At 73.9% G+C, this 26,869-nt stretch carries 22 protein-coding genes and 1 pseudogene; 13 read left to right on the forward strand and 10 right to left on the reverse strand.

Annotated features, from left to right (window positions below; all coding sequences use genetic code 11):
- Positions 1 to 91: 91 nt before the first annotated feature.
- Positions 92 to 883 (reverse strand): sirohydrochlorin chelatase, encoded by a 792-nt coding sequence (locus tag ACGF8A_RS26325; RefSeq protein ID WP_393112266.1) that lies wholly within the window; start codon positions 881 to 883, stop codon positions 92 to 94.
- A 222-nt stretch (positions 884 to 1,105) separates the two neighbouring features.
- Here ACGF8A_RS26325 and ACGF8A_RS26330 point away from each other — a divergent pair, with 222 nt between their 5' ends.
- Together ACGF8A_RS26330 and ACGF8A_RS26335 are read left to right on the forward strand one after the other, a co-directional pair.
- Positions 1,106 to 1,789 (forward strand): vancomycin high temperature exclusion protein, encoded by a 684-nt coding sequence (locus ACGF8A_RS26330; RefSeq protein WP_393112268.1) that lies wholly within the window; start codon positions 1,106 to 1,108, stop codon positions 1,787 to 1,789.
- 246 nt (positions 1,790 to 2,035) lie between these two features.
- Entirely contained in the window at positions 2,036 to 4,534 is a 2,499-nt protein-coding gene (locus ACGF8A_RS26335; protein ID WP_393112270.1) for a molybdopterin oxidoreductase family protein, read from the forward strand.
- An 11-nt stretch (positions 4,535 to 4,545) separates the two neighbouring features.
- On the opposite strand, the gene ACGF8A_RS26340 is transcribed toward ACGF8A_RS26335, so the two are convergent.
- Positions 4,546 to 4,956, reverse strand: a complete 411-nt coding sequence (locus ACGF8A_RS26340) for a gamma-glutamylcyclotransferase family protein (protein WP_393112272.1) — start codon at positions 4,954 to 4,956, stop codon at positions 4,546 to 4,548.
- A 123-nt stretch (positions 4,957 to 5,079) separates the two neighbouring features.
- Here ACGF8A_RS26340 and ACGF8A_RS26345 point away from each other — a divergent pair, with 123 nt between their 5' ends.
- The 4 genes and pseudogenes from ACGF8A_RS26345 to ACGF8A_RS26360 all read left to right on the forward strand — a co-directional run.
- Positions 5,080 to 6,720, forward strand: coding sequence for a M4 family metallopeptidase (locus tag ACGF8A_RS26345; protein WP_393112274.1), 1,641 nt, complete (start codon positions 5,080 to 5,082; stop codon positions 6,718 to 6,720).
- 686 nt (positions 6,721 to 7,406) lie between these two features.
- On the forward strand, positions 7,407 to 7,928 hold the full coding sequence (locus ACGF8A_RS26350) for a hypothetical protein (RefSeq protein ID WP_393112276.1): 522 nt from the start codon (positions 7,407 to 7,409) through the stop codon (positions 7,926 to 7,928).
- Positions 7,929 to 8,042: 114 nt separating this feature from the next.
- The gene (locus tag ACGF8A_RS26355; protein ID WP_393112462.1) at positions 8,043 to 8,672 is read left to right on the forward strand and encodes a class F sortase; all 630 of its coding nucleotides are present in this window, start codon (positions 8,043 to 8,045) and stop codon (positions 8,670 to 8,672) included.
- 64 nt (positions 8,673 to 8,736) lie between these two features.
- Positions 8,737 to 8,886: pseudogene (locus ACGF8A_RS26360) on the forward strand (NAD(P)-dependent oxidoreductase); the annotation flags it as partial.
- On the opposite strand, the gene ACGF8A_RS26365 reads toward ACGF8A_RS26360, so the two are convergent.
- The gene (locus tag ACGF8A_RS26365) at positions 8,883 to 9,665 is read right to left on the reverse strand and encodes a sulfite exporter TauE/SafE family protein (RefSeq protein WP_393112278.1); all 783 of its coding nucleotides are present in this window, start codon (positions 9,663 to 9,665) and stop codon (positions 8,883 to 8,885) included. The pseudogene ACGF8A_RS26360 and the gene ACGF8A_RS26365 sit on opposite strands and share 4 nt — an antisense overlap.
- A 170-nt stretch (positions 9,666 to 9,835) precedes the next feature.
- On the opposite strand from ACGF8A_RS26365, the gene ACGF8A_RS26370 reads away from it, so the two are divergent.
- Genes ACGF8A_RS26370 through nirD form a run of 3 tightly spaced genes read left to right on the forward strand, consistent with a single transcriptional unit; the run spans position 9,836 to position 14,013 of the window.
- Entirely contained in the window at positions 9,836 to 11,056 is a 1,221-nt protein-coding gene (locus ACGF8A_RS26370) for an NAD(P)/FAD-dependent oxidoreductase (protein ID WP_393112280.1), read from the forward strand.
- Positions 11,057 to 13,666: a nitrite reductase large subunit NirB gene (gene nirB / locus ACGF8A_RS26375; protein ID WP_393112282.1), complete on the forward strand. Its 2,610-nt coding sequence runs from the start codon at positions 11,057 to 11,059 to the stop codon at positions 13,664 to 13,666. It begins immediately after the preceding gene.
- On the forward strand, positions 13,663 to 14,013 hold the full coding sequence (gene nirD, locus ACGF8A_RS26380) for a nitrite reductase small subunit NirD (RefSeq protein ID WP_393112284.1): 351 nt from the start codon (positions 13,663 to 13,665) through the stop codon (positions 14,011 to 14,013). Before nirB ends, nirD begins: the two co-directional genes overlap by 4 nt.
- A 32-nt stretch (positions 14,014 to 14,045) precedes the next feature.
- On the opposite strand, the gene ACGF8A_RS26385 is transcribed toward nirD, so the two are convergent.
- The 3 genes from ACGF8A_RS26385 to ACGF8A_RS26395 are packed head-to-tail and all read right to left on the reverse strand — an operon-like array spanning position 14,046 to position 18,000.
- Positions 14,046 to 15,881, reverse strand: a complete 1,836-nt coding sequence (locus ACGF8A_RS26385; protein WP_393112286.1) for a GMC family oxidoreductase N-terminal domain-containing protein — start codon at positions 15,879 to 15,881, stop codon at positions 14,046 to 14,048.
- Complete coding sequence (locus tag ACGF8A_RS26390; RefSeq protein WP_393112288.1) at positions 15,878 to 17,317, reverse strand: hypothetical protein; 1,440 nt, start codon at positions 17,315 to 17,317, stop codon at positions 15,878 to 15,880. Before ACGF8A_RS26390 ends, ACGF8A_RS26385 begins: the two co-directional genes overlap by 4 nt.
- Positions 17,314 to 18,000 (reverse strand): FadR/GntR family transcriptional regulator, encoded by a 687-nt coding sequence (locus ACGF8A_RS26395; RefSeq protein ID WP_393112290.1) that lies wholly within the window; start codon positions 17,998 to 18,000, stop codon positions 17,314 to 17,316. The genes ACGF8A_RS26390 and ACGF8A_RS26395 overlap by 4 nt, the downstream gene beginning before the upstream one ends.
- A 300-nt stretch (positions 18,001 to 18,300) precedes the next feature.
- On the opposite strand from ACGF8A_RS26395, the gene ACGF8A_RS26400 reads away from it, so the two are divergent.
- The 3 genes from ACGF8A_RS26400 (at position 18,301) to ACGF8A_RS26410 (ending at position 20,818) form a co-directional block, all read left to right on the forward strand.
- Positions 18,301 to 19,461, forward strand: a complete 1,161-nt coding sequence (locus tag ACGF8A_RS26400; RefSeq protein ID WP_393112292.1) for an alkaline phosphatase PhoX — start codon at positions 18,301 to 18,303, stop codon at positions 19,459 to 19,461.
- 261 nt (positions 19,462 to 19,722) lie between these two features.
- A complete protein-coding gene (locus tag ACGF8A_RS26405) occupies positions 19,723 to 20,139 on the forward strand; it encodes a TIGR03668 family PPOX class F420-dependent oxidoreductase (protein ID WP_393112294.1) in 417 nt (138 codons plus the stop codon).
- Between the two features lie 280 nt (positions 20,140 to 20,419).
- Complete coding sequence (locus tag ACGF8A_RS26410; protein ID WP_393112295.1) at positions 20,420 to 20,818, forward strand: excalibur calcium-binding domain-containing protein; 399 nt, start codon at positions 20,420 to 20,422, stop codon at positions 20,816 to 20,818.
- 1 nt (position 20,819) lies between these two features.
- Here the strand turns inward: ACGF8A_RS26410 and ACGF8A_RS26415 are convergent, their stop codons facing one another.
- Both ACGF8A_RS26415 and ACGF8A_RS26420 read right to left on the reverse strand, forming a co-directional pair.
- Positions 20,820 to 21,023: a hypothetical protein gene (locus ACGF8A_RS26415; protein WP_393112297.1), complete on the reverse strand. Its 204-nt coding sequence runs from the start codon at positions 21,021 to 21,023 to the stop codon at positions 20,820 to 20,822.
- A gap of 41 nt (positions 21,024 to 21,064) precedes the next feature.
- Positions 21,065 to 21,256, reverse strand: a complete 192-nt coding sequence (locus tag ACGF8A_RS26420; RefSeq protein WP_393112299.1) for a hypothetical protein — start codon at positions 21,254 to 21,256, stop codon at positions 21,065 to 21,067.
- Positions 21,257 to 21,342: 86 nt separating this feature from the next.
- On the opposite strand from ACGF8A_RS26420, the gene ACGF8A_RS26425 reads away from it, so the two are divergent.
- Positions 21,343 to 22,251, forward strand: a complete 909-nt coding sequence (locus ACGF8A_RS26425; RefSeq protein WP_393112301.1) for a UTP--glucose-1-phosphate uridylyltransferase — start codon at positions 21,343 to 21,345, stop codon at positions 22,249 to 22,251.
- A gap of 108 nt (positions 22,252 to 22,359) precedes the next feature.
- Here the strand turns inward: ACGF8A_RS26425 and ppdK are convergent, their stop codons facing one another.
- A complete protein-coding gene (ppdK, locus tag ACGF8A_RS26430) occupies positions 22,360 to 25,107 on the reverse strand; it encodes a pyruvate, phosphate dikinase (RefSeq protein ID WP_393112303.1) in 2,748 nt (915 codons plus the stop codon).
- 405 nt (positions 25,108 to 25,512) lie between these two features.
- Positions 25,513 to 26,721 (reverse strand): ROK family protein, encoded by a 1,209-nt coding sequence (locus ACGF8A_RS26435; RefSeq protein ID WP_393112305.1) that lies wholly within the window; start codon positions 26,719 to 26,721, stop codon positions 25,513 to 25,515.
- Positions 26,722 to 26,869 lie beyond the last annotated feature (148 nt).

The raw sequence follows: 26,869 nt of genomic DNA on the forward strand, positions 1-26,869 counted from the left end.
TACAGTGCGGTCACGAGGGTGTTCAAGTTCGTCGTCACAAACGATCATGAACACCCTCTCTTGGCGCCCGCAGGCATTCGGAAAGACTCGTCTAGGAGGCCGCCGCCAGTGCCGGCTCCGTCGTCGCCCGCGTCGCCCGCGTCGCCGTCTCGTCGTAGCGGTGCAGGAGCAGACGGGCCATCAAGGGGTGTGCGCCCAGCGGGTCCGACGCGATGCCCGGGGCCGCCTCGGCGCACTCCGTCGCGAATCTGCCGGGCGCCGTGAAGTACGAGGCCACGGCGATGTCGTGACGGCCCTCCGCCCTGAGGATGCGGACCGCCTCCGAAACGGTGGGGGACGCGGCCGAGGCGTAGGCCGCCAGGACCGGGACGCCCAGGCGGGCGGAGAGGAGTCCTGCCGTGCGGCCGGTGTCGACCGCCGCGTCCGGGTCGCGGGAGCCGGCCGCGGCGAGGATCACGGCGGACGAGCGGCGTGCGGAGCCGGTCGCGGGGGTGCGCAGGCCCGCCTCGGCCAGGCGGGTGCACAGGGTCTCCACCAGGAGCGGGTGCGGGCCGAGGGGGGCGGCCACGCGGAGGCGGGCGCGGGCGGCGGCGGCCGTCTCGGGGATGTCCCGCTTGACGTGGTGGCCTCGGCTGAGCAGGAGCGGTACGAGGATCGCCTCCTCGTCGCCGAGTGCCGCGAGGGTGGCGGGCAGCAGGGGCTCGTTCAGCTCGATGTGGCCGAGGCGCAGGCGCAGGCCGGGGCGCAGCTCGCGGATCCGGTCGAGGAGGCTGTGCACCGTGGCGAGGGTGCGGGGGTCGCGGCTGCCGTGGGCCACCAGGACCAGTGCCGGGGAGCCGGGGAGGTGGCCGGTCTCGTCGTGAAGTGGAAGCAACGCCGTCATGAACCGATCGTTGCGCGACGAGGTTGCCTGCCCGTTGCGCGCGCGTCACGGGTGTTTTCGTCAGGTTCACCGTGCCGGGTCAGGGGTGTGTGAGGCCGGATGACCAGGGATTTCGGCAGCTGGCGTGAGGACGGTCACGGAACCCTTCGGCCTCGTGGGGCGTCTCTTCGTGTCGAAACCGATGTGTCGCCGACGTGTCGGAGCCGACCGGGAGGGCGTCCCATGAAGATTGGCCGACCGCGTCTGCCGCGCACCCGGACCGGGCAGCGGCGGCTGGTGCAGGCGCTGGTCGCGGGGTGCGTGCTCGCGCTGCTGCCGTCCACGTGGATGCGCCTCGGCACGGACGACCGGCTGCGTACGACCGCCGACGCGCCCCGCACGGGGGTCGCGGTCGTCTTCGGCGCGGGTCTGTGGAACGGCGAGCCGTCGCCGTACCTCGCCCACCGTCTCGACGCGGCGGCCGAGTTGTATCGCGCGGGGCGGGTGAAGGTGGTGCTCGTCACCGGCGACAACAGCCGGGAGGACTACGACGAGCCGGACGCCATGCGCGCCTATCTCACGCGCAACGGCGTGCCGGACGCCCGCATCGTCAGCGACTACGCGGGCTTCGACACCTGGGACTCCTGTGTGCGGGCCCGGAAGATCTTCGGGGTCGAGGAGGCGGTGCTGATCAGCCAGGGTTTCCACATCCGGCGCGCGGTCGCGCTGTGCGAGGCGGCCGGGGTCGTCTCGTACGGCGTCGGAGTGGACGAGCGGCACGACGCGACCTGGTACTACGGCGGCGTCCGCGAGATCCTCGCGGCGGGCAAGGGCGCGCTGGACGTCGTGTTCCGGCCCGATCCGCGGTTCCTCGGGCCGCGGGAACCCGGCGTGCGGCGGGCGCTGGCGGCGGGCGGGGACCTATGACGACGCCTTCTGAATCTTGACCGGAACTGGTCGCTGAGCTGCGGCTTTTGGGACGTTGTGAGTTCGGGCCGGTTCGCCTCGCACAGTGCTGAACCGGCGGTGACGGTGCCGGCCGCCGGTCCGCGTCCCGGCCGGCCACCCGCCGGACGCCTCACGACGGGCCGGGCCGGGCGGGGAGATGAGCGTCGCGCCCGTGTAACAAGGAGCCGTCGCGGCACGTAACACGGCCGACGCACGCTGACGTGCATGGAAACCTCCGCGACGCCCACGCACTGCCCCTACTGCGCCTTGCAGTGCGGCATGAACCTCACGCCCGCCCCGGACGGCACGGTCGAGGTGAGCGAGCGCGCGGACTTCCCGGTGAACCGTGGCGCGCTGTGCGGCAAGGGCCGTACGGCGCCGGCGGTGCTGTCGTCGCGGGTGCGGCTGACCACGCCGCTCGTGCGCGAGGACGGAGCGCTGGTGCCCGCCACCTGGGACGATGCCCTCGGCCGTATAGCAGGCGCGCTGTCCTCGATCCGCTCGGCGCACGGGCCGGACGCGCTGGGCGTGTTCGGCGGGGGCGGCCTGACGAACGAGAAGGCGTACACGCTCGGCAAGTTCGCGCGGATCGTGCTGGGCACCTCCCAGATCGACTACAACGGGCGGTTCTGCATGTCGTCGGCCGCGGCGGCCGGCGTCGCGGCCTTCGGGCTTGACCGGGGGCTGCCCTTCCCGCTGGAGGACATCCCGAGGACAGGGTGCGTGATCCTGGTCGGGTCGAACCTCGCGGAGACCATGCCGCCGGCGCTGCGGTATCTGACCGAGCTCAAGGACAACGGCGGCACGCTGATCGTCGTCGATCCGCGCCGCACCAGGACCGCCGAACAGGCCGATCTGCATCTGGCGCCCCGGCCCGGAACCGATCTCGCGCTCGCCCTGGGGTTGCTGCACCTGGTCGTGGCCGAGGGGCGGACCGACGAGGACTACATCCGGGAGCGGACGACCGGCTGGGAGGACGCGCGGGCCGCGGCGATGGCGCACTGGCCGGAGTACGTGGAGCGGATCACCGGGGTTCCGGTGCCGCAACTGCGGGAAACGGTACGGATGTTCTGCGCGCCTGAGGCCGCGATGGTGCTCACCGCGCGCGGTCCCGAGCAGCAGTCCAAGGGCACGGACACCGTGGGCGCGTGGATCAACCTGTGCCTGGCGACCGGGCGCGCCGGCCGTCCGCTGTCCGGGTACGGCTGTCTCACCGGGCAGGGCAACGGCCAGGGCGGGCGTGAACACGGCCAGAAGGCCGACCAGTTGCCCGGCTACCGCAAGCTGACCGACCCGGCGGCGCGGCGGCATGTGGCCGAGGTGTGGGGCGTCGACCCCGACAGCCTGCCGGGTCCCGGCCGCAGCGCGTACGAGCTGCTGGACGCGCTCGGCGGCGACATCCGGGCGCTGCTGCTCATGGGTTCCAACCCGGTGGTGTCCGCGCCGCGCGCCGCGCATGTGGAGGAGCGCCTCAGGTCCCTCGGCTTCCTCGCCGTCTGCGACGTGGTGCTGTCGGAGACGGCGGCCCTCGCGGACGTCGTGCTGCCGGTGACGCAGTGGGCGGAGGAGAGCGGCACGACGACCAGCCTGGAGGGCCGGGTGCTGCTCCGCCGGCAGGCGATCACCCCGCCGGAGGGCGTCCGCAGCGACCTGGAGGTCCTGCACCAACTCGCGGCCCGCCTCGGTGTGGAGAAGGGCTTTCCCACCGACCCCGAGGAGGTCTTCGAGGAACTCCGGCGCGCGAGCGCGGGCGGCCCGGCCGACTACTCCGGGATCACGTACCGCCGGCTGGCGCGGGAGAACGGGGTGTTCTGGCCGTGCCCGGGACGGGGGGAGGATGCGGAGGTGCTCCCCCGGGCGCACTCCGGCGGCACCGGCGCTCCCGGGGACGGGGGGCCGGTGGGCGGCGGCACCGAGGAGGCCGGGGACGGGGGGCCGGTGGGCGGCGGCACCGAGGAGGCCGGGGACGGGGGGCCGGGCGGCCTTTCGGAGACCGGAGCGAGGGACCAGGACACCACCCGCGGGACCGGGGCCGCCACCCGGGGCGGCATCGGGGAAGCCGGAGCCAGGGATCAACGCGGCGCCGGGGCAACGGGCGGGGCGGGCGGTGGCGCCGCCCGGCAGGCCGGGGCGGCGGACGCCGGCCCGCGGAGGGTGGGCCGTGAGGGCCGTGGCGCGTACCCGAGCGCGGCGCCGGACGTCGCCGTGCGCGGCGACGACGGGCCCGGCGTCCACCCCGGCACCCCACGCCTCTTCCTCGACCGCTTCGCCACGGCGGACGGTCGTGCCCGCTTCGTGCCCGTGTCGCACCGGGGCGTCGCCGAGGAACCCGACGCCGAGTACCCGGTGCTGCTGACCACCGGGCGCGTGGTGGCCCAGTACCAGTCAGGCGCCCAGACCCGTCGCGTGGACGAGCTCAACGCGGCCGCGCCCGGACCCTTCGTGGAACTGCATCCGCGGCTGGCGGCGCGGCTGGGCGTGGCCGAGGGCGGCCCGGTGGCGGTCGTGTCCCGGCGGGGCCGGGCGGTGGCGCCGGCCCGGATCACCTCCTCCATCCGCCCGGACACCGTCTTCATGCCCTTCCACTGGCCGGGCGAGGGCCGCGCCAACACCCTCACCAACCCGGCGCTGGACCCCACCTCACGGATGCCGGAGTTCAAGGCGTGTGCGGTTCGGGTGGAGGCCGTGGAGGCTGTGGAGGCGGCGGGGGGTTTCGCGGGCTGAGCCCGCCGGGTTCACCGCCGCCGCCAGTCCCCGCCCTCGATCAGCTCGCCCCGGGTCCGCAGCCGGGCGGCGACCGCGGGGGCGGCCACGTACACCCAGGCCCGCCGCGTCGTGCCGTCGGTGTCCAGGACCACCTCACGGGCGACGCGTTCGTAGAGGTTGCGGGCGTCTCCGGGGGCGTACTGCTCCAACTGGTCGAGGGCGGCGAGGAGTTCGCCGTAGGCGTCCGGCAGCGGCGTGATCAGTTCGCCGGTCACCACCGACTCGGGTTCCTCCACCGCGTACGGGTAGCCGGGGCCGGCGTACAGCACCGCGCCCGTGAGGCGGGCCGGTTCCTCGGTGTGCGTGCGGCCGCGCAGGAACGTGGCGTGGTGGGGCTCACCCGGGCGGAGGGTGCCGTAGACGAAGAACGGGAGGGTCACAGAAACGATTCTCACCCCTCACACACCCACACCGGACGCCTATGGACATGACAAGTCATGATCGCGTAAACCTCGGTGAACATCCGCGCCGCCCCCCACTGCGGCGCCTTCCCGAGGAGACCGATGAGTCGAATACGGCACGCGCGAGGTTCCCGACTCGCCGTCACCGCCGCCACCGCAGCCCTGCTGGCCGCCGCCCTCTCCCCCACCACCGCGGGCGCGGCCGACCGGCCCACCCGGGCCCAGGCGGTCCGGTACGCGGCCGTGGCACTCGCGCGGCAGGCCGGCCCCCTGGGCCTCACCGCCGTCCAGCAGACACAGGTCCGGGACGTCATCGTCGACCGGGACGGCACCCAGCACGTCCGCTACGACCGCACCTACCGCCGACTCCCCGTCCTCGGCGGCGACTTCGTCGTCCACCTGACGCCGGACGGCACCTACCGCGGGGCGAGCCGGGCCACCCGCGGCACCCTCTCCCTGCCGTCCGTCACGCCCCTGATCTCCGCGCCGAAGGCCGCCGGCCGCGCCGCCGACTCGCTGCGCGCCACGCGCCTCGGCGAGACGCTGAAGCGGCTGACGGCCAAGCCGGAACTGGTCGTGGACGCCCTGCACGGCACGCCGAAGCTGGCCTGGCGGACCGATGCGGCGGCCCTGGACGCGCGGGGCAACCCGGTCGCCCGCACGGTGCTGACCGACGCCCGCAGCGGCGCGCAGATCGACGCCTGGGACACGCTGGAGTCGGCCTCGGGGGACGGGCGTTCGCTGTACGGCGGGACGGTGCCGCTGGAGACGACGGCCACCGGATCGTCGTACCAGCTCAGCGACCCGACGCGCGGCGGCACCTACACCGGTGACGCCGCGAACCGGTCCGACCTGTGTTTCCTCGGCACCATCTGCGTGGTGCGCGCGCCCTCGACCGTCTTCACGGACGCCGACAACCACTGGGGCGACGGCACGACGGCGGACCGGGCGTCGGTGGCCGTGGACGCCCAGTACGGGACCGACACCACCTGGGACTACTTCCACGACGTCCACGGGCGCAACGGCATCGCGGGCGACGGGAAGGGCTCGTACAACCGCGTCCACTACGGCACCCGGTACAACAACGCCTTCTGGGACGACACCTGCTTCTGCATGACCTACGGAGACGGGGACGGCACGAACATGGGGCCGCTGGTGTCCCTGGACATCACCGGCCACGAGATGGCCCACGGCGTGACCTCCAAGACGGCCGCGCTGACGTACTCGGGCGAGTCCGGCGGACTGAACGAGGCCACCTCCGACATCTTCGGCACGCTGGTGGAGTTCCACGCGGGCAACCCGTCCGACGAGGGCGACTGGCTGATCGGCGAGAAGGTGGTGCGCGAGGGCTTCGGGCGCGAGGCGCTGCGCCACATGGACCGTCCGTCGCGCGACGGGCTCTCGGCCGACTGCTGGACCGCCACCGCCGGCAGCCTGGACGTCCACCACTCCTCCGGCATCGGCAACCACTTCGCGTACCTGCTGGCGGAGGGCAGCGGCACGAAGACCCTCGGCGGCGTGGCCCACACCTCCAGCACCTGCGACGGCTCGACGGTGCGGGGCATCGGCCGGGCCAGGCTGGGCGCGATCTGGTACCGGGCGCTGACGGTGTACATGACCTCGTCGACGGACTACGCGGGGGCGCGCGCGGCGACCCTGAACGCGGCGCGGGACCTGTACGGGGCGGGGAGCGCGGAGTACGCGGCCGTGGGGGCGGCCTGGAGTGCGGTGAACGTGGGCTGAGCGGCCCTGCGCCGGTTCCGGCCGGCCGTCCTCGGGGCTCCGGGTCCGCGACTCGTCCCGGGGACGGCCGGCCTCGCCGCTTGTCCGCCGTCCGTGCCGGCGGTGCCGTTCGACGTCGCCCCGTTCGCCGTCGCCCCGTCCGCCGTACCGGCGACGACGGCGCTCTTCGTGGCACAGGTGCCGGTCACCGGACTCGCGGCCGGCACCTGGACCGCCGCGCTCCGGCAGCGGCACCGGCCGGCGCCGCTGCCCGGCCCGCCCGGGGACCCACCACCGGCGCAGCGGCGGCGGCACGGTCTGCCCTGGCCGCGAAGCCGGCGCCCGGTCCCCGGAGCGGTGCGGAGGGCGGTGTCGCCCGGGTGGTCGGGAGGACGAGCCCGCCACGGGGGACGCACCGCGTACGAAAGACACCCCCGCGAGGCTCGGTCACCCGTTCACACCTCCACCTCGCGCCCTTCGGATTCCTTTGCCCGCGGCGCTCACCGAACGGCCGTGACCTGCTGAAACACCGCCGGGTGCATGAGCTTGGAGCGGCCCCGGGCACCCGCTCACCGTGAATCTGACGGACCCTCAGAGAGCGGGCCGCTCGTCATGCCCTTTACCTCGGAAGTGCAGGGGTGCGACCGACGGCGGCACATGGGGGTGCCGCGGGCCGTGGCCCGCCGGAGAGCTCGTGAGGAGCAGCGATGCGACGCACCGCCCGTCTGCTGATCGGTACGGCACTCGTCGCCGCGACCACGGGGTCGCTCGCCGCGCCCGTGTACGGCGCGGCGAGCGGGCGCCTCGAGGTGTTCCCGTCCACCGTGGTGCCCGGCGGCGACGTGACCGTGAACACCGCCGCCTGCGGCAAGGACGGTACGGCGGACGGCGACGCCAGCGCGGTGGGGGCCGGGCGCTTCACGCTGGCGCCCAGCACGCACGAGGGCGACGCGATCGGGCAGTTCCGGGTGCCGCCGAGCGCGCAGCCGGGGACGTACGAGATCGTCGCGAAGTGCCCCGCCGGCGGCCCGGAGGTCCGCGGCGACCTGGTGGTCGTCCTGGAGTCGGCGCGGGGCTACGTGCACCCCAGAGGGATTGTGAAGACGGGGGTCGGAGGCGCTCTGGGCTCCGACCCCGTGAAGACCGCGGCCGGCGTGGCGGCTCTCGCCGTCGCCGGCGCGGGCGGTACCTGGCTCCTGCATCGCCGGGCGAGAGGCGACGGGATCTGACGGACACCCTCCGCTGTCCGTCCGCCGGTACCGCAAGTCCCCGCCCCCTCCGGGTCCGACGCCCCTCGCGGCCCGGAGGGGGAACGGGTGGAACAGTCGAGCTGGGAGGCCGACATGGGCAGGTACGGCAACACCGGCGACGCCGCGATAGCCGGCGTCACCGTCTTCGCCCTGTGCGCCGGCGCGTGGCTGCTGACCGACGGCCGGGACGCGCCCGCCCCGCCGCAGCCGTCGGCCGCCGAGGCGCGGGTCGGCCCGGCCACACGGCTGTCCGCGGCGCCGGGGCTGCCGCCGTCCCCGCCGGACCGTATCCGCATCCCCGAGATCCGGGTGAACGCGCCCCTGATGGGCCTCGGCCTGACCCGCGCCGGCAGCCTCGACGTACCGCCCGCCGCGCACAAGAACCTCGCCGGCTGGTACGAGGCCGGCACCACACCGGGAGAGACCGGCACCGCCATCGTCGCCGGGCACGTCGACAACTCCGAGGGCCCGGCCGTCTTCTTCCGCCTCGGCGCCCTGAAGCGCGGCAGCACCATCGAGGTGGACCGCCGGGACGGCAGCGTGGCGCGTTTCCAGGTGGACGCGATCGAGGTGTACGACGCCAAGGACTTCCCCGACGAGAAGGTCTACGGCGCCGCGTCCCGTCCCGAGCTGCGGGTGATCACCTGCGGCGGCGGCTACTCGCGCAGCACCGGCTACCAGGGCAACGTCGTCGTCTTCGCGCATCTCACGGGCAGCGCGTGACTCCGGCCCGGGACCCTGCGCACGCTGCCGAAGGCGACCTGGGAGAAGCGCCGTACCGCGGCGGACCCTGCTGCGCACCGCCGAGGAGCAGGGCGTCAGCACGGAGCTGCTCACGCCGTTCATGGACCTGATGGAGCGCCGCCTGGCCGCCGGGCACGGCGACGAGGACACGACGGGGGTCGTCGAGCTGCTCGCGGCCGGACACACCGGCTAGGCGATCCACTGTTCGTACGCCAGGTTCGCCACCAGCGCGAAGACCACGGTCAGCAGCACGACGCGGACGAAGCCGCTGCCCTTCTTCAGCGCGGTGCGGGCGCCCAGGGTGCCGCCCGCGAGGTTGAACACGGCCATCAGCGCGGCCGGCTGCCACAGCACGGTGCCCTGCCAGGCGAAGGTGACGAGGGCGCCGGCGTTGGTGCAGCAGTTGACGATCTTGGCGGTGGCGGAGGCGGTGACCAGGTCGAGGTGGAGTACGGCGGTCAGGGCGAGGACCAGGAAGGTGCCGGTGCCGGGGCCGATCAGGCCGTCGTAGAAGCCGATGCCCAGGCCCGCGAGGCCGATCGCGGCGAGGACCCGGCGCCGGGTGACCGGGCCCGGCGCCGGGGCCGTGCCGAAGGCGGGCTTGAGGATTACGAAGGCCGCCACGGCGAGCAGCACCACCATGATCAGCGGCTTCAGGACCTCCGTGCTCATGCCGGCCGCGAAGAAGGCTCCGCCGCAGGAGCCCGCCAGCGCGGCGAGGCCGATGCGGATCGCCATGCGCACGTCCACGGGGGCCTTGCGGGCGTACGTCACGGCGGCGCCGGTCGTGCCGACGATGGCGACGGCCTTGTTGGTGCCGAGCGCGTACGCGGCCGGGGTGCCGGCGGGCAGCCCCAGCAGCAGGGCGGGCAGGAGCAGCAGGCCACCCCCGCCGACCACGGCGTCGATCCAGCCGGCCGCGAGGGCGGCGAGGCACAGGGCGGCGACCATGGTGAGGGGTATGTCGGGCATGACCGGGACCCTATCCCGCGCCCACCCGCCCCTTCGGCTGCCCTCACCTCACACCCGACCCCTCGCACCCGCCCCCTCACACCCGCCCCCCGCCCGTGCTGAGGGCAGCGTTCCCCGGGGGAAACAGGGGTGATGCGGCCGGGTAACACCCGCCGCGCACGCTGCGGTGCATGACCTCGACTACGCGTGTGGTGGTGATCGGCTCCGGCCTCGCGGGCGTACGGCTCGCCCGGCGGCTCGGGGAGCTCGGCACGCCCGCGCTGCTCGTCGGCGAGGAGGAGCACCGCCCGTACAACCGCGTCCTGCTCGCCGAGGTGCTGGCCGGCCGGTACGAGCCGGACGTCATCTCCCTGCCCGCCCTCACCGCCCCCGCGGAGCTGGTCCGCGCCCGGGTGACCGGGATCGACCGCGCCGCGCGGACCGTGAGCTGCGCGGACGGATCGGTGATCGGCTACGGCACGCTGGTCCTGGCCACCGGTTCCAACCCCGTGCTGCCGCCCCTGCGCGGACTGTTCACCCCGGGCGACGCGCTGCCCGAGGGCGTCCACGCCTTCCGCACCATGGACGACTGCCTGGACCTGTCCAAGGCGGTCCGGCCCTCCGCGCGCGCCGTCGTCATCGGCGGCGGCCTCCTCGGTGTCTCCGCCGCCCGCGCGCTCGCCGTGCGCGGCGCGCAGGTGGTGCTCGCCCAGCAGTCCGAGCGGCTCATGGAGCGGCAGCTCGACCCGGCCGCGTCCCAGCTGGTCGGGCGCCATCTGGCGGACCTCGGCGTCGAGGTGCACACCCGGTGCCGGGTGCGGGACGTACGGGTCGTCGCCGGCGCGGTCCGCTCGGTCGAGCTGGCCGACGGCTACGCCCTCGACGCCGACCTCGTGGTCCTCGCCTGCGGCGTCCGCCCGCGCGCGGGTCTCGCCCGGGCGGCAGGGCTCGCGGTCGGCGAGGGCGTCCTCGTCGACGGTGAGCTGCGCACCTCCGACCCGCACATCCACGCGATCGGCGACTGCGCCCAGCACGACGGCACCGTGTACGGCCTCGCGGCCCCCGCGCTCGACCAGGCCGACATCCTCGCCGGGCTGCTGACCGGCAGCGCGACCACGCGCTACACCGGCACCCGCGCCCTCACCCGCCTCACCCTCGCCGGCCTGACCCCCTTCGACCTCGCCGCGTTCGGGGAGACGGATCCCCGCCCCGGGGACGACGTCGTGCAGCTCGCCGACGCCACCCGGGGCACCTACCGCAAGGTCGTCGTCCGCGACGACCGGCTGGTCGGCGGGGTCCTCGTCGGCGAACTCGGCGCCGTCGGCGCGCTCGCCCGCGCCTGGGAGGGAGCCGAACCCCTTCCCGGCGAGGGCCCCCTGCTTCACCTGCTCACCCACGATGGAGGCTCCTGAATGTCCGCCACCCCGGGGGCCACCCCCACGATCGTGCTCGTCGGCCACGGCATGGTCGGCCAGCGCTTCCTCGAGGCGCTCGCCGAGCGCGGCCTGACCGCCACGCACCGCGTGGTCGTGCTCTGCGAGGAGCCGCGTCCCGCCTACGACCGCGTCCAGCTGACCTCGTACTTCTCGGGCAGGACGCCCGAGGACCTCTCCCTGACCGACAGCGGCTTCATCGACGGGCACGGCATCGACCTGCGCGTCGGCGACCCGGCGGAGACGATCGACCGCGAGGCGCGCAAGGTCACCGCCCGTTCCGGGCAGGTCTTCGACTACGACGTCCTGGTCCTCGCCACCGGCTCCTACCCCTTCGTCCCGCCGGTCCCCGGCAAGGACGCGGCCGGGTGTTTCGTGTACCGCACGATCGAGGACCTGCTCGCCATCGAGGAGTACGCGAGGGGCGGGGCCCGGACCGGCGCGGTGGTCGGCGGCGGGCTGCTCGGCCTGGAGGCCGCGGGTGCGCTCAAGGGACTCGGGCTCGCCACGCACATCGTGGAGTTCGCGCCGCGCCTGATGCCGGTGCAGGTCGACGACGGCGGCGGCGCGGCGCTGCTGCGCACCGTCGAGGGCATGGGCCTGACCGTCCACACCGGCACGGGCACGCAGGAGATCGTCACCGACGCCGCGGGCGCCGTGACCGGCATGAAGCTGTCCGACGGCGGCGAACTCGCCGTCGACATGGTGGTGTTCAGCGCCGGCGTCCGCCCCCGCGACCAGCTGGCCCGCGACTGCGGCCTGGCGGTCGGCGAGCGCGGCGGCATCCGCGTCGACGAGCGGTGCCGCACGGTCGACGACCCGCACGTGTACGCGATCGGCGAGTGCGCGCAGGCGGTGGACGGCCGGGTGTACGGCCTGGTCGCGCCGGGCTACGAGCAGGCCGAGACGGCGGCGGCGACGATCGCGGCCGACGAGGCCTCCTTCACCGGCGCCGACCTGTCCACCAAACTCAAACTGCTCGGCGTGGACGTGGCGTCCTTCGGCGACGCGCACGGCACCGGCGGCGACTGCCTCGACGTCGTCTACTCCGACTCCCGCAGCGGCCTGTACAAGAAGCTGGTCGTCGGCCGCGACGGCACACTGCGCGGCGGCATCCTGGTGGGTGACGCGGAGGCGTACGGCACCCTGCGCGCCCTGACCGGCTCGGTCCCGCCCGTCACCCCCGAGTCCCTGGTGCTGCCGGCTGGTTCCGGCGGCGGCGCCCAGCTCGGCCCGTCCGCGCTCCCCGACGACGCGGTGATCTGCTCCTGCCACAACGTCACCAAGGGCACGGTCCGGGCAGCGGTGACGGACCACCGGTGCGTGACCGTCCCCGAGGTGAAGAAGTGCACCAAGGCCGGCACGGGCTGCGGCAGTTGCGTCAAGGTGCTCGGTCAGCTGGTCACCGCCGAACTGGAGGCGAGCGGCGTCGAGGTCGACAAGGGCCTGTGCGGCTGCTTCGGGCAGACCCGCGAGGAGCTGTACGAGATCGTCCTCGCGCTGCGCATCACGTCGTACCAGGACCTGCTGGACCGCTACGGCCGGGACGGCGCCCGGGGCGGCGACGGCTGCGAGGTCTGCAAGCCGGCGGTCGCCTCGATCATCGCCTCCCTCGCCCCGGCGATCGGCGCGGACGGCTACGTCCTGGAGGGCGAGCAGGCGGCCCTGCAGGACACCAACGACCACTTCCTCGCCAACCTCCAGAAGAACGGCTCGTACTCCGTCGTCCCCCGGATCCCCGGCGGTGAGGTCGCCCCGGAGAAGCTGATCGTGATCGGCGAGATCGCCCGCGACTTCGGCCTCTACACGAAGATCACCGGTGGGCAGCGCATCGACATGTTCGGGGCACGCGTCGAGCAACTGCCGCTGATCTGGGCCCGCCTGGTGGACGCGGGCTTCGAGTCGGGCCACGCGTACGGCAAGTCGCTGCGCACCGTGAAGTCCTGTGTGGGGCAGACCTGGTGCCGCTACGGCGTCCAGGACTCCGTCCGGATGGCGATCGACCTGGAGCTGCGCTACCGGGGCCTGCGCTCCCCGCACAAGCTCAAGTCGGCGGTCTCCGGCTGCGCCCGGGAGTGCGCGGAGGCCCAGTCGAAGGACTTCGGGGTGATCGCCACGTCGAACGGCTGGAACCTCTACGTCGGCGGCAACGGCGGGGCGACTCCCCGCCACGCGGACCTGCTGGCGCAGGACCTCACGGACGCCGAGCTGATCCGCCTGATCGACCGCTTCCTGATGTTCTACATCCGCACGGCGGACCGTCTGGAGCGCACGTCGACGTGGCTGGAGCGCGTCCCCGGCGGCCTGGACCACGTACGGGAGGTGGTGGTGGAGGACTCCCTCGGCATCTGCGAGGAGCTGGAGCGGCTGATGGCGTCCCACGTCGCGCACTACCGCGACGAGTGGGCGGAGACCATCGGCGACCCCGAGAAGCTCGCCCGCTTCGTCTCCTTCGTGAACGCGCCCGACACCCCCGACCCGGTCGTCGCCTTCGTCCCCGAACGCGACCAGATCAAGCCCGACCTGCCGCTGCTGTCGATCGGCATGCACCGTGCGGCAGACGTCCTGGAAGGAACCGCGCAGCGATGACCCTGGCACCCGAGACCACTGACCTCAAGGTCCAGCTCCAGCTGGCCGGCGGCTGGTTCACGGTCTGCGACCTGCATCTGCTGGTACCCGGCCGTGGAGTGGCGGCCCTGCTGCCGGACGGCGAACAGGTCGCCGTCTTCCGCGACCGGGGCGGCAGCCTGTACGCGATCGGCAACCGCGACCCGTTCACCGGCGCGGCGGTCCTCTCCCGGGGCCTCACCGGCACCCACCTGGGCCGCCCGTTCGTCGCCTCCCCCCTGCTCAAACAGCGTTTCGACCTGCTCTCCGGCCAGTGCCTGGACGACGAGACGGTGCGGGTGAAGGCGTACGAGGTACGGGCGGCCTGAGCGGTGCGGCGGCTGCCCGGCCGGCCGCCGCGTCACCGCTCCAGGAAGGCGTCGGTGACCGCCAGCGCCGCGGCCATGATGCTCAGCTGCGGGTTCACCTCGGGACAGCCGGGCAGCACGGAGGCATCGGCGATCAGGACGCCCCGTACGCCGCGCAGCCGCCCCTGCGGGTCGGCCGGGGCGCGTGCGGCGTCGGAGCCCGCGGCGACCGTGCCGGTGGGGTGGTAGGCGGACAGGTGGAGCCGGCGCGCACCCGCCCCGGCGAGGACGGCGTCCAGATGGGCGGGTGTGCGGGCGCGGGGAGCGGAGGGGATGCCGGTGAGGACCTCCTGCGCGCCCGCGGCGAACAGCAGCTCGCCCATGGCGCGCACGGCCCGCATGAGCCGGCCCGCGTCCCGCCGGTGCAGGTCGTAGCGCAGCAGCGTGCGCTCGCGGCCCAGGACCCGGCCGGAGGGGCGGTCGGCGATCATCGCGCCGAGCGTGGCGAGGTGCCCGGCGCCCGCCAGCTCGCGCCGCAACTGCCTGCCCAGCCCCGGCAGGACGAACGACCCCATGCCCGGCGGGGTGGCCGTGGCCTCGATCAGGACGCCCTCGTCGTGGTGTTCCTCGACGCCGACGCTCTGCAGTACGCCCTCCCAGGCGGTGACCGGTTCGGAGAACCGCCCGGCGACACTCGTGGCCGGATGGACGCTGAGGTTGCGGCCCAGCCGCGGATGGCCGCCCAGGCCGGAGCGGCGCAGCAGCGGCGGTGACTCCAGGGCGCCCGCGGCGACGACCACGAGCGGCGCCAGGATCTCGAACTCCCCGCCTCCCTCCCGCCGCACCCGCACGCCCGCGGCACGCGGCAGGCCGGGCCGGTCGCCGTCCACCAGGATCCGGCGTACGCGTGCGCCGGTCACGATGCGCGCGCCGGCGGCACAGGCGCCGGGCAGCACGGAGAGCTGGACGCTCTGCTTGGCGCCGGCCGGGCAGCCGACCACGCACTGGCAGGAACCCTTGCAGCCCGGCGCGTTGCGGCGCAGCGGTGCGGCCCGCCAGCCGAGCCGCGCCGCGCCGGCCAGCGCGAGGCGGCCGTTGGTGCCGAGGACGTCGAGGGGCTGGCGGCCGACGCGCAGGGTGCGTTCGGCCTCGTCGAGGCAGGGACCGAGGCGTTCGGCGAGCACGAACCCGAAGTGGCGGGTCCAGCGGTCCAGGACGTGGCCGGGGGTGCGGTAGCAGGTGCCGGAGTTGACGACGGTGGTGCCGCCGACCGCCCGGCCGACGGGCAGCAGCAGGGGCGGGCTGCCCAGGGCGACGGTGGCGCCGCCGTCGCGGTACAGCTCGGCGAACCGGTCCAGCGGGGCACGCCTGCCGAAGGAGTCGGTGCGGTGGTGGTGCCCCTCCTCCAGGACGACGACGTCGAGCCCGGCGCGGGCCAGGGTGCGGGCCGCCATGGCGCCGCCCGCGCCGGAGCCGACGACCACGGCGTCGGCGGTGGAGCGCGCGGGCCAGGCGTGGGCGGGCGTGCAGTCGAGCGGGGGATCTGCGGGCGCCGCGGCGGTGGCCGGCCCCCCGTCCTGGAGCATCCGCTCGGTACCGGCGGCGAGCAGGACGGGCACCTTGAGCACGTCGAGGAGCGGGACCAGCGCACGGCGGGCGCCGAGGCCGGCGAGCACCGACTCCCGCTCGGCGGCGGTGAGGGCGGCGAGCGGGCGGCCCGCGCGGGCCAGGGCGTAGGCGTCGACGGCGAGCGCGGCCGCCCGTACGCCGCAGCGGGCGGGAAACGGCATCGAGTCGAGCACTCGGTCGAGACGGGCGGGCACGCGGGCGGCCCAGGGCTCGGTGCCGTCGTCGGCGAGCAGCGCGGCCACGAATCCGGCCGCGCTCACCGGGTGCCCACTTCGGCGTGGGCGGTGCCGTCGAGATGCCACTCGGCCTCGGTGCGCCAGCCGCCCGGCCACCACCGGCGCTCCAGCAGCACATGGGCGTCGGCGCGTTCGGAGTTGCGGCAGAGCGCGCGGGCGCCGTCGGGGTCGGTGTAGTCGAGCGCGAGGGTGCGGTCCGCGGGCTGGGTGACCTCGACCCGGATCCGGCGCCGCCCGGCGCGGCCGCTCACGGTCCAGGTCGGCAGGGCGACGTCGGCGCGGAACCGGCCGAGCCCGGCCCAGCCCACGGCGCTGCGCTCCGCGCGGCGCGGCCAGGTGGCGCCGCTTCGCCGCAGCCGCAGGAACACCAGTGGGGGCAGCCGGCGCAGCACCGGCCGCATGGACACCGCGGCGACGATCTCCAGGACGTCGCCACCGCCCAGGTCGGCGTGCAGCCAGGCCCAGCGGCGGGCGTTGCCGTGGCCGTAGATGCGGGCCGAGCCGCCGGGGGCGCCGTCGAGGGTGAGGGTGGTGCCCTCGAAGGTGAAGGTCCCGTCGTAGGCGGCACGTGCGGCGGGCAGGATCTGGGCGGCGGGCAGCAGGGGCCGGCGCCAGGACCAGCGCGGGAAGGTGAACAGGGGTGCGCCGGCCCGTCGTTCGGCGAGGTCCCAGCGGAAGGTGCCCGCGGATCCGGTCAGCCGCCCGGGAGTGGCCGACACCCCCGCCGCCGTGAATCCCTCGCCCGGCCGCTCCCACGGATGCGGGCCGAAGCGGGCGTGCCGCACCGGTCCGTGCGCGGGAAAGGCCGCCGCCCAGCCGTGCGCGTACGGCGGGGAACCGTCGGCGGGCGCGGTGAGTTCGTGGTGCAGCCAGAGCCCGGTGCCGGTGGCCGGGTCGGTGAGCGTGGTGTACCAGACCTCGGTGCGACCCGGCTCGCCGTTCCAGCGGGGCGCGGTGAGCGCGTCCGCGGCCTCGCGGCGGGGGAGGCGGAAGCTCGCCAGGAACGGTACGAGGCCGGTCGTGAGGGGGAAGCGCAGCGTGCCGGTGCCGACGCGCGCCCCGTTCTCGTACAGGGTGAACGGCAGCACGGTCATGGACGTGAGGGGCCGGCGCGGGGTCACCGACTTCCAGCCGTCCAGGGTGAGGCGGCGGCCGTCGGCGGTGAATCCGATGCGGTAGCGGATGCGGCGCCGGGCGAGCGGGGAGATCTCCAGCTCGCCCTCGGCGCCGGGATCGTCGGCCAGACCGGTGATGCGCAGGCGTCCGCCTGCCCGCGCCTCGGTCGTGGCGTGCGGGCGCAGCACCCGGTCGGCCGCGACGCGCAGGTCGAGGCGGATCCGGCGGGTGCGGTCCTCGCCGTCGAGCCGGACCGTGCCGAGCATCGTCTCGCGGAACGCCGTGCCGCGCCTTGTGCGCGTCCGGGCGCCGGGCTCGAAGCGGGCGCCGGTGCCGGCCGTCATGCGAGTCCCTCCCGCATGATGCGTTCGGTCGCGGTCAGATACGCCTCGGCCGCCCGCCGTGCGCGGCTCTCGTCGCCGGCCACCACGGCGTCCACCACCGGGGCGAGCCGCGCGTGGGCGGTCCCGGCGTCGGTGAAGGGCGCCACGAGGGCGGCCCGCACGGGCAGGTAGGCGTTGAAGAGCGTGTTGGTCAGCAGGACGTAGACCCGGTTGCCGGTGGCGCGGGCCAGGGCCCGGTGCACCTCGATGTCCGCGAGCTGGACGGCCGCGCCGCCCTCGGCGACGCGCACGCCGGCGAGCAGGGCGCGCAGGTCGGCGCGTTGGTCCGCGGTGGCCCTGGCGGCGGCCTGCCCGGCGATCACCTGACCTATGGCGCGCCGCACTTCGAAGATCTCACCGATCCAGTCCGGGCTGTGCCGCACCAGCATGGGTAGCAGATCGGCGCCGCCGAGGCGGGTGAAGTCCCGCACCCGGGTGCCCACTCCGTGCCTCGTCTCCAGAAGGCCCGCCTGGACGAGGCGTCCGAAGGCGTGCTTGAGGGTGGTGCGGTTGACGCCGTAGCCGTCGGCGAGCCGGCGCTCGGGCGGCAGATAGCTGCCGACGGGGTGCCGCCCGGCGAAAATGTCCTCGCGCAGCCGCTCCTCCAGGACGTCGACGACGGTGTCGCGGGGCAGTGCCTCCATGAGGTTTCCTCCGTGGTGCGCTCCGGCCACCGGGTGACCCGGTGACCCAGTGGATGAGCCACCCAACCAACATGTCCATGTGAAGTCAATGGGTCGCGCGCACAGGGCACTTGACGACCGGGCAGGTCGGGGCCGGACCGGCGAGGCCCGCCCGGCCGGCACGGCACCCCATCTCCGTAGCCGCCGCCGACGCGTCACGGCCCGTCCACGACGCGTCCACCCCGCTCCCCTAGGGTCCCTGACCGCACGACCCCGCCGCCGACCGGCGGCGGGGCGGTCACGGCACCTCCTGGAGTGAGAGTGGAACGTCGCAACCTCCTGCGTGCGGCCGTCCTCGGCGGCTCAGCGGCAGCCCTCGGCGGAAGCCTGTGGCGCGGCGCCGCGTACGCGGCCCCCGCCCAGCCGGGCACCGGCCCCTACGGGGCGCTCGGTTCCGCCGACGCCAACGGCATCAGGCTCCCCAGCGGCTTCTCCAGCCGGGTGATAGCCCGTTCCGGACAGCGGGTCACCGGCACGTCGTACACCTGGCACAACGCCCCCGACGGCGGCGCCTGTTACGCCGACGGCAGCGGCTGGATCTACGTCTCCAACTCGGAGATCAACCCGTCCGGCGGCGCGAGCGCGGTGAAGTTCTCCTCGACGGGCACCGTCACGTCGGCGTACCGCATCCTCTCCGGCACCCGCACCAACTGCGCGGGCGGCACGACCCCGTGGAACACCTGGCTGTCCTGCGAGGAGGTGTCCCGCGGCTACGTCTTCGAGACGGACCCGTGGGGTGTGAAAGCGGCGGTGCGGCGGGACGCCATGGGCCGCTTCAAGCACGAGGCCGCGGCGGCCGACCCCGTCCGCAAGGTCGTCTACCTGACCGAGGACGAGACGAACGGCCGCTTCTACCGCTTCGTGCCCACCACATGGGGCGACCTGTCCGCCGGCACCCTGCAGGTGATGGTCGCGGGTTCCGCCACCTCGGGCTCCTTCACCTGGGCGAACGTGCCCGACCCGGACGGCTCCCCGACGGCCACCCGCTCCCAGGTCTCCGGCTCGAAGTCCTTCAACGGCGGCGAGGGCTGCTACTACGCCGACGACACGGTCTGGTTCACCACCAAGGGCGACAACCGGGTCTGGCAGGTCAACCTCACGAACAACACCTACGAGCTGGCCTACGACGACTCCCTCGTCAGCTCCGGCACGGCCCCGCTGACCGGCGTCGACAACATCACCGGCTCCTCCTCCGGCGACCTGTTCGTCGCGGAGGACGGCGGCAACATGGAGATCTGCGTGATCACGCCGAACGACGTGATCGCCCCCTTCCTCCGGATCGACGGCCAGTCCGGCTCCGAGATCACGGGACCGGCGTTCTCCCCCGACGGCCGGCGGCTGTACTTCTCCAGCCAGCGCGGCACGAGCGGCACCTCGTCCGGCGGCATCACGTACGAGGTGACGGGGCCCTTCCGGTCGTAGCGTCGTGCCGGGCCGGTGGGGCGGTCGACGCGGCGGGCCTGTCGGGCCCCTGTCGCCGCCGCCGAGCGGGCCATGCCCGCCGGGAACGTGGAGTTCCCGCCGCCCCACCGGCCCTTCACGCCCCGCCCCACGCGGCGGCACGACCACGGCCGTCGGCACCGGCACGGCCGAGGCCGGTACGAGGCCCGCCCGACCGACGCGGCCCCCGCTCCCGCCCGGACGCGGAGCATGCCGGATCCGCGGCCTGGCTACGGTGGGCGTATGAGGCTCGCGCCCGCCGACGCCAGGCGGCGTCTGGTCGCCGCGCCCGTCGCACGGCTGGCGACGGCCGGCGCCGACGGCGCCCCGCACGTCGTACCCGTGACGTTCGTCGTGCTCGGCGAGGTCCTCTACTTCGCCGTGGACCACAAGCCCAAGAGCACCTGGGACCTGCGGCGGTTGCGCGACATCCGGGAGAATCCCGCGGTGGCGGTGCTGGCCGACCACTACGACGAGGACTGGACGGCACTGTGGTGGGCCCGTGCCGACGGCCGGGGGGAGATCCTCCAGGACGGGGAGGAGCGCCGTCGCGCCGTCGAGTCGCTGTGCGGCAAGTACGGCCAGTACCGGACCTCCCCTCCCCAGGGCCCCGCGGTGGCCGTCCGGGTCGGCCGCTGGAGCGGCTGGGCCTTCGGCTAGCTCACCGCACCGCCGGCTCCACCAGAGCGCCGAGCCCGCCGTCGGTGCCCGGTCCGAGCGTCGTCAGGACGTGCCGGCCGGCCGCCAGATCGCCGCCGGGCCAGGCAAGGTCACGTCCCGGCTCGCGCCGGGGACCCGCGGTGTGCAGCCCGGTGGCGCACCGCCGATACGCAGCAGCGCGGGGGCGACGTCGTCGGCTGTGATCCACTCGTCGCGGCCGGGAGGCCGGGCGGCCCGGGGGGCGACGTACGCCCCCATCCGCCGTTCGCCCCGCTCCCCGATGGGCGCGCAAACGGTACCTGCTCCCGCGCTCGCCCTGACCTTCCTGCTCGGCATCGGCGCGGCCGGCGGCGGGGAGAAGACGGCCGAGGCGATACCGGCGGCCGCCGGACCCACCCCGACCGGGACCGTCACCGCGACGGCGACGGTGACGCAGACCCCGGAGGCCGAACCGGCGCCCGCGATGACCGTCACGAAGACGGTCACCGCGACCAGGACGGTCACCGCCGAACCGGCGGCCGACGGCGGCTTCGACGACTCGTCCGGCTCGGACAGCGGGGTCTGCTACGGCAACTGCAGCGAGGCCCGGGCGGCCGGCGCCGCCCCGATCCGTCGCGGCGAGCCCGGCTACGCCTCCCATCCGGACCGGGACAACGACGGTGTGGCCTGCGACGCGTAGGTCAGCGGCCGACGAGGCCGCTGGGAAGGATCGTGCTGAGCGAGGTGACCGGGTGCCCCACCTCCAGTGAACCGAGCAGGCCGTCCAGGAGACGGCTTCCGGGGACGCCCCTGGACGAGTCGGGGGCCGGGGCGGCCTGGGCGGCGGGGGCGGCCGCCAGCAGGGCGGTGGCCATGGCTGAGACGCAGACGAGTTTCTTGATCATGCCCGGCCCAACGACACACGCCGCCCCCGGGGCATCGCCCGTCACCCGGTTGCCCCCTCGGCGCGGGCGAGGCACGGCTCGGCGGCCACGCCGTCCGGGCCGGCACAGCCCCCTTCGACATGGCGGACCAGCGAGGCGGCGGCAGCGGCGGCTTCCCGCTCCGCACCGGCCCCGCGCGGGCGAATCCGCCCCTCGGGGGTGAAGCGGGGCGGCGCCCTCCACGCGACGGGCATGCGCAGTCCCTCGGCGGTACACGTCCGGATGGGACACTCACCGCCGACGTCCCGTCCGCGACACCCACTCCGCCTCTGGGGGCTCCATGGTCACGACCATCCGCAGGGCAGTCATCCCCGCCGCCGGCCTCGGTTCCAGGCTTCTGCCGCTGACCAAGGCCACGCCCAAGGAGATGCTGCCCGTCGGTGACAAACCCGTCATCGAGCACACCGTCCGGGAGCTCGTGGCCTCCGGCATCACCGACATCACCATCGTCGTCTCGGGCGGAAAGGGCCTCATCCAGGACCACTTCCGGCCCAACCCCGCGCTCGTCGCCCAGTTGCGGGCCGACGGCAAGACGGCGTACGCGGACGCCGTGGAGGAGGTCGGCGAGCTGTCCCGGCTCGGCCACATCACCTATCTCGACCAGCACGGCCCGTACGGCAACGGCACCCCCGTCCTCAACGCCGCCCGCAACTTCGGCGACGAGCCGATGCTCGTGCTGTGGCCCGACGACGTCTTCGTCGCCGAGGTACCGCGCGCCCAGCAGCTGATCCGGGCCTACGAGGCCACCAGCTGCCCCGTCCTCGCGCTGATGCCGATGGAGCCGGGCGACTCGCAGCGCTACGGCGTGCCCGTGGTCAGGGAGGACCTCGGCGAGGGGCTGCTGCGCATCACCGGCCTGGTGGAGAAGCCCAAGCCGCAGGACGCGCCCTCGGCGTACGCGGCCATCGGCGGGTACGTCATCACGCCGGGCATCGTCGACGAGCTGCGGGAGCAGACCAAGCGCTGGTACGAGCACCGCACCGGCGAGATCTACCTGACCGACGCGATCAACGCCTACGCCGGCAGCCGGGCCGTGTACGGGCAGGTCATCCAGGGCCGCTGGTACGACACCGGCAACCCGCTCGCCTACCTCACCGCCCAGTTCGCCGCCGCCCTCGCGGACCCGGAGTACGGGCCGCCGCTGCGCCGGCTCGCCACGGAGCTCGACCACCCGGCCGACGGCACGTGACACGAAGAGGGCGGCACCCCCGCACAGGGTGCCGCCCGCTCCTCGTACGCCGGAACCGCCGCCGGATCGTGAGGGTCGGGGATCAACGGCGGTTCCGGGGACCTCGGGTCAGCGGTGGTCGCTGCCCGCCGACTGCGACGCGGCCCGGCCGGCCTCCAGTCGCGCCACCGGGATCCGGAACGGCGAGCAGGAGACGTAGTCCAGCCCCACCTCGTGGAAGAAGTGGACGGACTCGGGGTCGCCGCCGTGCTCGCCGCAGACGCCGAGCTTCAGGTCGGGGCGGGTCTCACGGCCCGCCTTCGCGGCGGCCGCGACCAGGGAACCCACGCCGTCCTTGTCGATCGTCTCGAACGGGGAGACGCCGAAGATGCCCTTCTCCAGGTAGGCCGTGAAGAACGAGGCCTCCACGTCGTCCCGGCTGAAGCCCCACACCGTCTGCGTGAGGTCGTTGGTGCCGAAGGAGAAGAACTCCGCGGCCTCGGCGATCTGAGCGGCGGTCAGCGCGGCCCGCGGCAGCTCGATCATGGTGCCGATGGCCAGCTTCAGCTTCGTGCCGGTCGCGGCCTCGACCTCGGCGATGACCTGGTCGGCCTCGTCGCGGACCAGCTCCAGCTCCTGCACCGTGCCGACCAGCGGGATCATGATCTCGGCGCGCGGGTCGCCCTTCGCCGCCTTGCGCGCGGCCGCGGCCTCGGCGATCGCCCGGACCTGCATCGTGAACAGGCCGGGGATGACCAGGCCGAGCCGGACGCCGCGCAGGCCCAGCATCGGGTTCTGCTCGTGCAGCCGGTGGACGGCCTGGAGCAGGCGGAGTTCGTTCTCGTGCGGCTCCTGGCGGGACTCCGCGAGGGCCACGCGGACCGACAGCTCGGTGATGTCGGGGAGGAACTCGTGCAGCGGCGGGTCGAGCAGCCGGATGGTGACGGGCAGGCCGTCCATCGCCTCGAACAGCTCCACGAAGTCCCGCTTCTGGAGCGGCAGCAGCTCCTTCAGCGACTCCTCGCGCTCGGTCTCCGTGTCGGCCAGGATCAGGCGCTCCACCAGCTCACGGCGGTCGCCGAGGAACATGTGCTCGGTACGGCACAGGCCGATGCCCTGCGCGCCGAAGCGGCGGGCCCGCAGCGCGTCCTCGGCGTTGTCCGCGTTGGCGCGCACCCGCAGCCGGCGCTTGCGGTCCGCGAACGCCATGATCCGGTGCACGGCCTCGACCAGCTCGTCGGCGTCGTCCGCGCCCGCGTGCATCCGGCCCTCGAAGTACTCGACGACCGGGGAGGGCACCACCGGCACCTCACCGAGGTACACCTTGCCCGAGGAGCCGTCGATGGAGATGAGGTCGCCCTCCTCCACCACGTGACCGCCCGGGACGGTCATCCGGCGGCGCTTGGTGTCGACCTCCAGCTCCTCCGCGCCGCAGACACAGGTCTTGCCCATGCCGCGCGCGACCACGGCCGCGTGGGAGGTCTTGCCGCCGCGCGAGGTCAGGATGCCCTCGGCCGCGATCATGCCGTCCAGGTCGTCGGGGTTGGTCTCGCGGCGGATCAGGATGACCTTCTCGCCGGAGCGCGACCACTTCACCGCGGTGTACGAGTCGAAGACCGCCTTGCCGACCGCCGCGCCCGGCGACGCCGCGATGCCCCTGCCGACCTGCTCGACCTTGGCGCTGTCGTCGAAGCGGGGGAACATCAGCTGGGCGAGCTGGGCGCCGGTGACCCGCTGGAGCGCCTCGGCCTCGTCGATCAGGCCCTGGTCGACCAGCTGGGTCGCGATGCGGAAGGCGGCACCGGCGGTGCGCTTGCCGACGCGGGTCTGGAGCATCCACAGCTGACCGCGCTCGATGGTGAACTCGATGTCGCACAGGTCCTTGTAGTGGTTCTCCAGCGTCTCCATGATCTGCATCAGCTGGTCGTACGACTTCTTGTCGATCTGCTCCAGCTCGGCGAGCGGGACGGTGTTGCGGATGCCCGCCACCACGTCCTCGCCCTGGGCGTTCTGCAGGTAGTCGCCGTAGACGCCCTGGTGGCCGGAGGCGGGGTCGCGGGTGAAGGCGACGCCGGTGCCGGAGTCGGGGCCGAGGTTGCCGAAGACCATCGAGCAGACGTTGACCGCCGTGCCCAGGTCGTGCGGGATGCGCTCCTGGCGGCGGTAGAGCTTGGCGCGGTCGGTGTTCCAGGAGTCGAAGACCGCGTGGATGGCGAGGTCCATCTGCTCGCGCGGCTCCTGCGGGAAGTCCCGGCCGGCCTCCTTTTTGACGATCTTCTTGAAGGAGGTGACGAGCTTCTTGAGGTCCGCGGCCTCCAGCTCGGTGTCGACCGAGACCTTCTTGGCCTGCTTGGCCTTCTCCAGCGCCTCCTCGAAGAGGTCGCCGTCGACGCCGAGGACGGTCTTGCCGAACATCTGGATGAGGCGGCGGTAGGAGTCCCAGGCGAAGCGTTCGTCGCCGGCCTGCTTGGCCAGGCCCTGGACGGACTTGTCCGACAGGCCGATGTTGAGGACGGTGTCCATCATGCCGGGCATCGAGAACTTGGCACCGGAGCGGACCGACACGAGGAGGGGGTTGTCGGCCTGACCGAGCTTCTTGCCCATCGTCCGCTCCAGCGCGTCGAGGTGCGCACTCACCTCGTCACGCAGTGCCGCGGGCTCCTCGCCACTGTCGAGGTAGACCTTGCAGGCCTCGGTGGTGATGGTGAAGCCCGGAGGCACGGGAAGGCCCAGGTTGGTCATCTCGGCGAGGTTCGCGCCCTTGCCGCCGAGGAGGTCCTTGAGGTCCTTGTTGCCCTCGGTGAAGTCGTAAACGAACTTCACGCCCTCAACGCTGTTGCCGGATACGGCTACCTGGGGATCTTTGTTTTCCGACACGGTCTCGACTCCTCGAGGACGCGGTGGCTGCCCTGACGGCGAGGAACATACCCAGATCGAAGGCGCCTGGGTACGTCTACTTGTGCGTCATGCGCCTGTAACCACTCGTCCGCCACCGGATCGAAAGTCAAAGCTTGGTAAGCGGCGACGGGCGTATGTTTTCACTTCTTGAACGCGGCACCACCCGAAGGCGGGGTTTTCTGCTCATGTGAGCGGCATCCGGCACGTCTGATTTCGATCGATGAACGATCACAGGGTGGCACTCAGTGCCACCCCTTGGAGAAGTGCAGTCGCTCAAGATCCGCTCATCTGAGCGCAACCCTTATCAAGGGTGGCGAGAATCACGCTGCCACAGGCGAGGGGTTTTCACCATGCGGACGCCGTCGGGAGACGGAAATCCGCTCGTCACACGCCCAGTGCCCGCAGCCGCTCCTCCACCCGCTCCGGCGCGTACAGGTGCTCCACCACCAGCGCACCCGCCCCCACCAGCCCCGCACGCTCCCCGAGCCGCGAGGTCACGATGTCCAGCCGGGCCGTGGAGCGCGGCAGCGCCCGCTCGTAGAGCAGTTCCCGTACGCCGGTCAGGAAGGGAGTTCCGGCCAGATCCCCGGCCATCATGAGGACCCCGGGGTTCAGCAGCGTCACCACGGTCGCCAGCACCTCTCCTACTCGGCGCCCGGCCTCCCGTGCCAGGGCCACCGCCTCCGGGTGCCCGGCCGCCAGCAGTTCCCGCACGTCCGAACCGGACGCCGCCGGCACCCCGGCCTCGGCCAGCCGCCGGGCCACGGCACCCCCACTGGCGACGGCGGCCAGGCAGCCGTACGAACCGCACCGGCACAGCGCGTCCGCGCCCTCCGGCACCCGGATGTGGCCGATGTCCCCCGCACCGCCGTCCACGCCCCGGTAGACCGAGCCGTCGACGACCACGCCCGCGCCGATGCCGGTGGAGACCTTGACCAGGACGAACGCCGAGCAGCCGGAGTGGCCGGCGCGCTGTTCGCCGTACGCCATCAGGTTCGCGTCGTTGTCGACCAGGACGGGGACGGGCCCTGCACCCGTGTGCTCGGTGAACGCCCCTGCCATGCGCCCGCGCAGGTCGTAGCCGTCCCAGCCCGGCATCATCGGGGGCTGGACCACCCGGCCGGTGTCGGTGTCGACCGGGCCGGGCACGGCCAGGCCGATGCCGCAGACCTCCCCGGCGCCGTGGCCGGCCTGCCGTAGCAACTGCGCGAACCACCGTCCGAGTTCGCCGAGCACCGGCTCCGGGCCGTCCTCGATGACCAGCGTGCCGCCGTGTTCGGCGAGGATCTCGCCGCTCAGCGACAGGACGGACGCGCGGGCGTGCCGGGTGTCGAGGTCGGCGGCGAGCACGACCGCGTGCTCGGCGTCGAACTCCAAGGTGATGGCGGGGCGGCCCCCGAGCGGGGAGTCCACCGGGCCGCCGGCCCCCTCGCGCAGCCAGCCCGCGCGGAAGAGGCGGTCGAGGCGCTGGCCGACGGTGGCCCGGGACAGACCGGTGGCCTGCTGGAGCGCGCCCCGCGTGGTGGCTCGCCCGCTGCGCACGAGCTCCAGCAGCTCCCCCGCGCTGGCCCGGGTCGTGTTGCGTCCGGTCATGCGCACCCCCTTGCGTCTCCCGGCCCCGCATGACGGGGCAGGTTATGCGTGCCAAATAGACGTAACTCTACGGCAGCCGGGTCCGAACCGCGGCCGACCGGGCCTGCGAGCCGTCGCGGGCACGCGGCCGGCTCGCCGGGGCCCGCGG

Origin of the sequence: Streptomyces sp. NPDC047706 (assembly GCF_043204795.1) — a bacterium.
Classification (GTDB): domain Bacteria; phylum Actinomycetota; class Actinomycetes; order Streptomycetales; family Streptomycetaceae; genus Streptomyces.

Coding starts and splice junctions, on each gene's coding strand:
- ACGF8A_RS26325 (WP_393112266.1), bottom strand. CDS start 883: ATGACGGCGTTGCTTCCACTTCACGACGAGACCGGCCACCTCCCCGGC.
- ACGF8A_RS26330 (WP_393112268.1), top strand. CDS start 1,106: ATGAAGATTGGCCGACCGCGTCTGCCGCGCACCCGGACCGGGCAGCGG.
- ACGF8A_RS26335 (WP_393112270.1), top strand. CDS start 2,036: ATGGAAACCTCCGCGACGCCCACGCACTGCCCCTACTGCGCCTTGCAG.
- ACGF8A_RS26345 (WP_393112274.1), top strand. CDS start 5,080: ATGAGTCGAATACGGCACGCGCGAGGTTCCCGACTCGCCGTCACCGCC.
- ACGF8A_RS26350 (WP_393112276.1), top strand. CDS start 7,407: ATGCGACGCACCGCCCGTCTGCTGATCGGTACGGCACTCGTCGCCGCG.
- ACGF8A_RS26355 (WP_393112462.1), top strand. CDS start 8,043: ATGGGCAGGTACGGCAACACCGGCGACGCCGCGATAGCCGGCGTCACC.
- ACGF8A_RS26365 (WP_393112278.1), bottom strand. CDS start 9,665: ATGCCCGACATACCCCTCACCATGGTCGCCGCCCTGTGCCTCGCCGCC.
- ACGF8A_RS26370 (WP_393112280.1), top strand. CDS start 9,836: ATGACCTCGACTACGCGTGTGGTGGTGATCGGCTCCGGCCTCGCGGGC.
- nirB (WP_393112282.1), top strand. CDS start 11,057: ATGTCCGCCACCCCGGGGGCCACCCCCACGATCGTGCTCGTCGGCCAC.
- nirD (WP_393112284.1), top strand. CDS start 13,663: ATGACCCTGGCACCCGAGACCACTGACCTCAAGGTCCAGCTCCAGCTG.
- ACGF8A_RS26390 (WP_393112288.1), bottom strand. CDS start 17,317: ATGACGGCCGGCACCGGCGCCCGCTTCGAGCCCGGCGCCCGGACGCGC.
- ACGF8A_RS26395 (WP_393112290.1), bottom strand. CDS start 18,000: ATGGAGGCACTGCCCCGCGACACCGTCGTCGACGTCCTGGAGGAGCGG.
- ACGF8A_RS26405 (WP_393112294.1), top strand. CDS start 19,723: ATGAGGCTCGCGCCCGCCGACGCCAGGCGGCGTCTGGTCGCCGCGCCC.
- ACGF8A_RS26410 (WP_393112295.1), top strand. CDS start 20,420: ATGGGCGCGCAAACGGTACCTGCTCCCGCGCTCGCCCTGACCTTCCTG.
- ACGF8A_RS26415 (WP_393112297.1), bottom strand. CDS start 21,023: ATGATCAAGAAACTCGTCTGCGTCTCAGCCATGGCCACCGCCCTGCTG.
- ACGF8A_RS26420 (WP_393112299.1), bottom strand. CDS start 21,256: ATGCCCGTCGCGTGGAGGGCGCCGCCCCGCTTCACCCCCGAGGGGCGG.
- ACGF8A_RS26425 (WP_393112301.1), top strand. CDS start 21,343: ATGGTCACGACCATCCGCAGGGCAGTCATCCCCGCCGCCGGCCTCGGT.
- ACGF8A_RS26435 (WP_393112305.1), bottom strand. CDS start 26,721: ATGACCGGACGCAACACGACCCGGGCCAGCGCGGGGGAGCTGCTGGAG.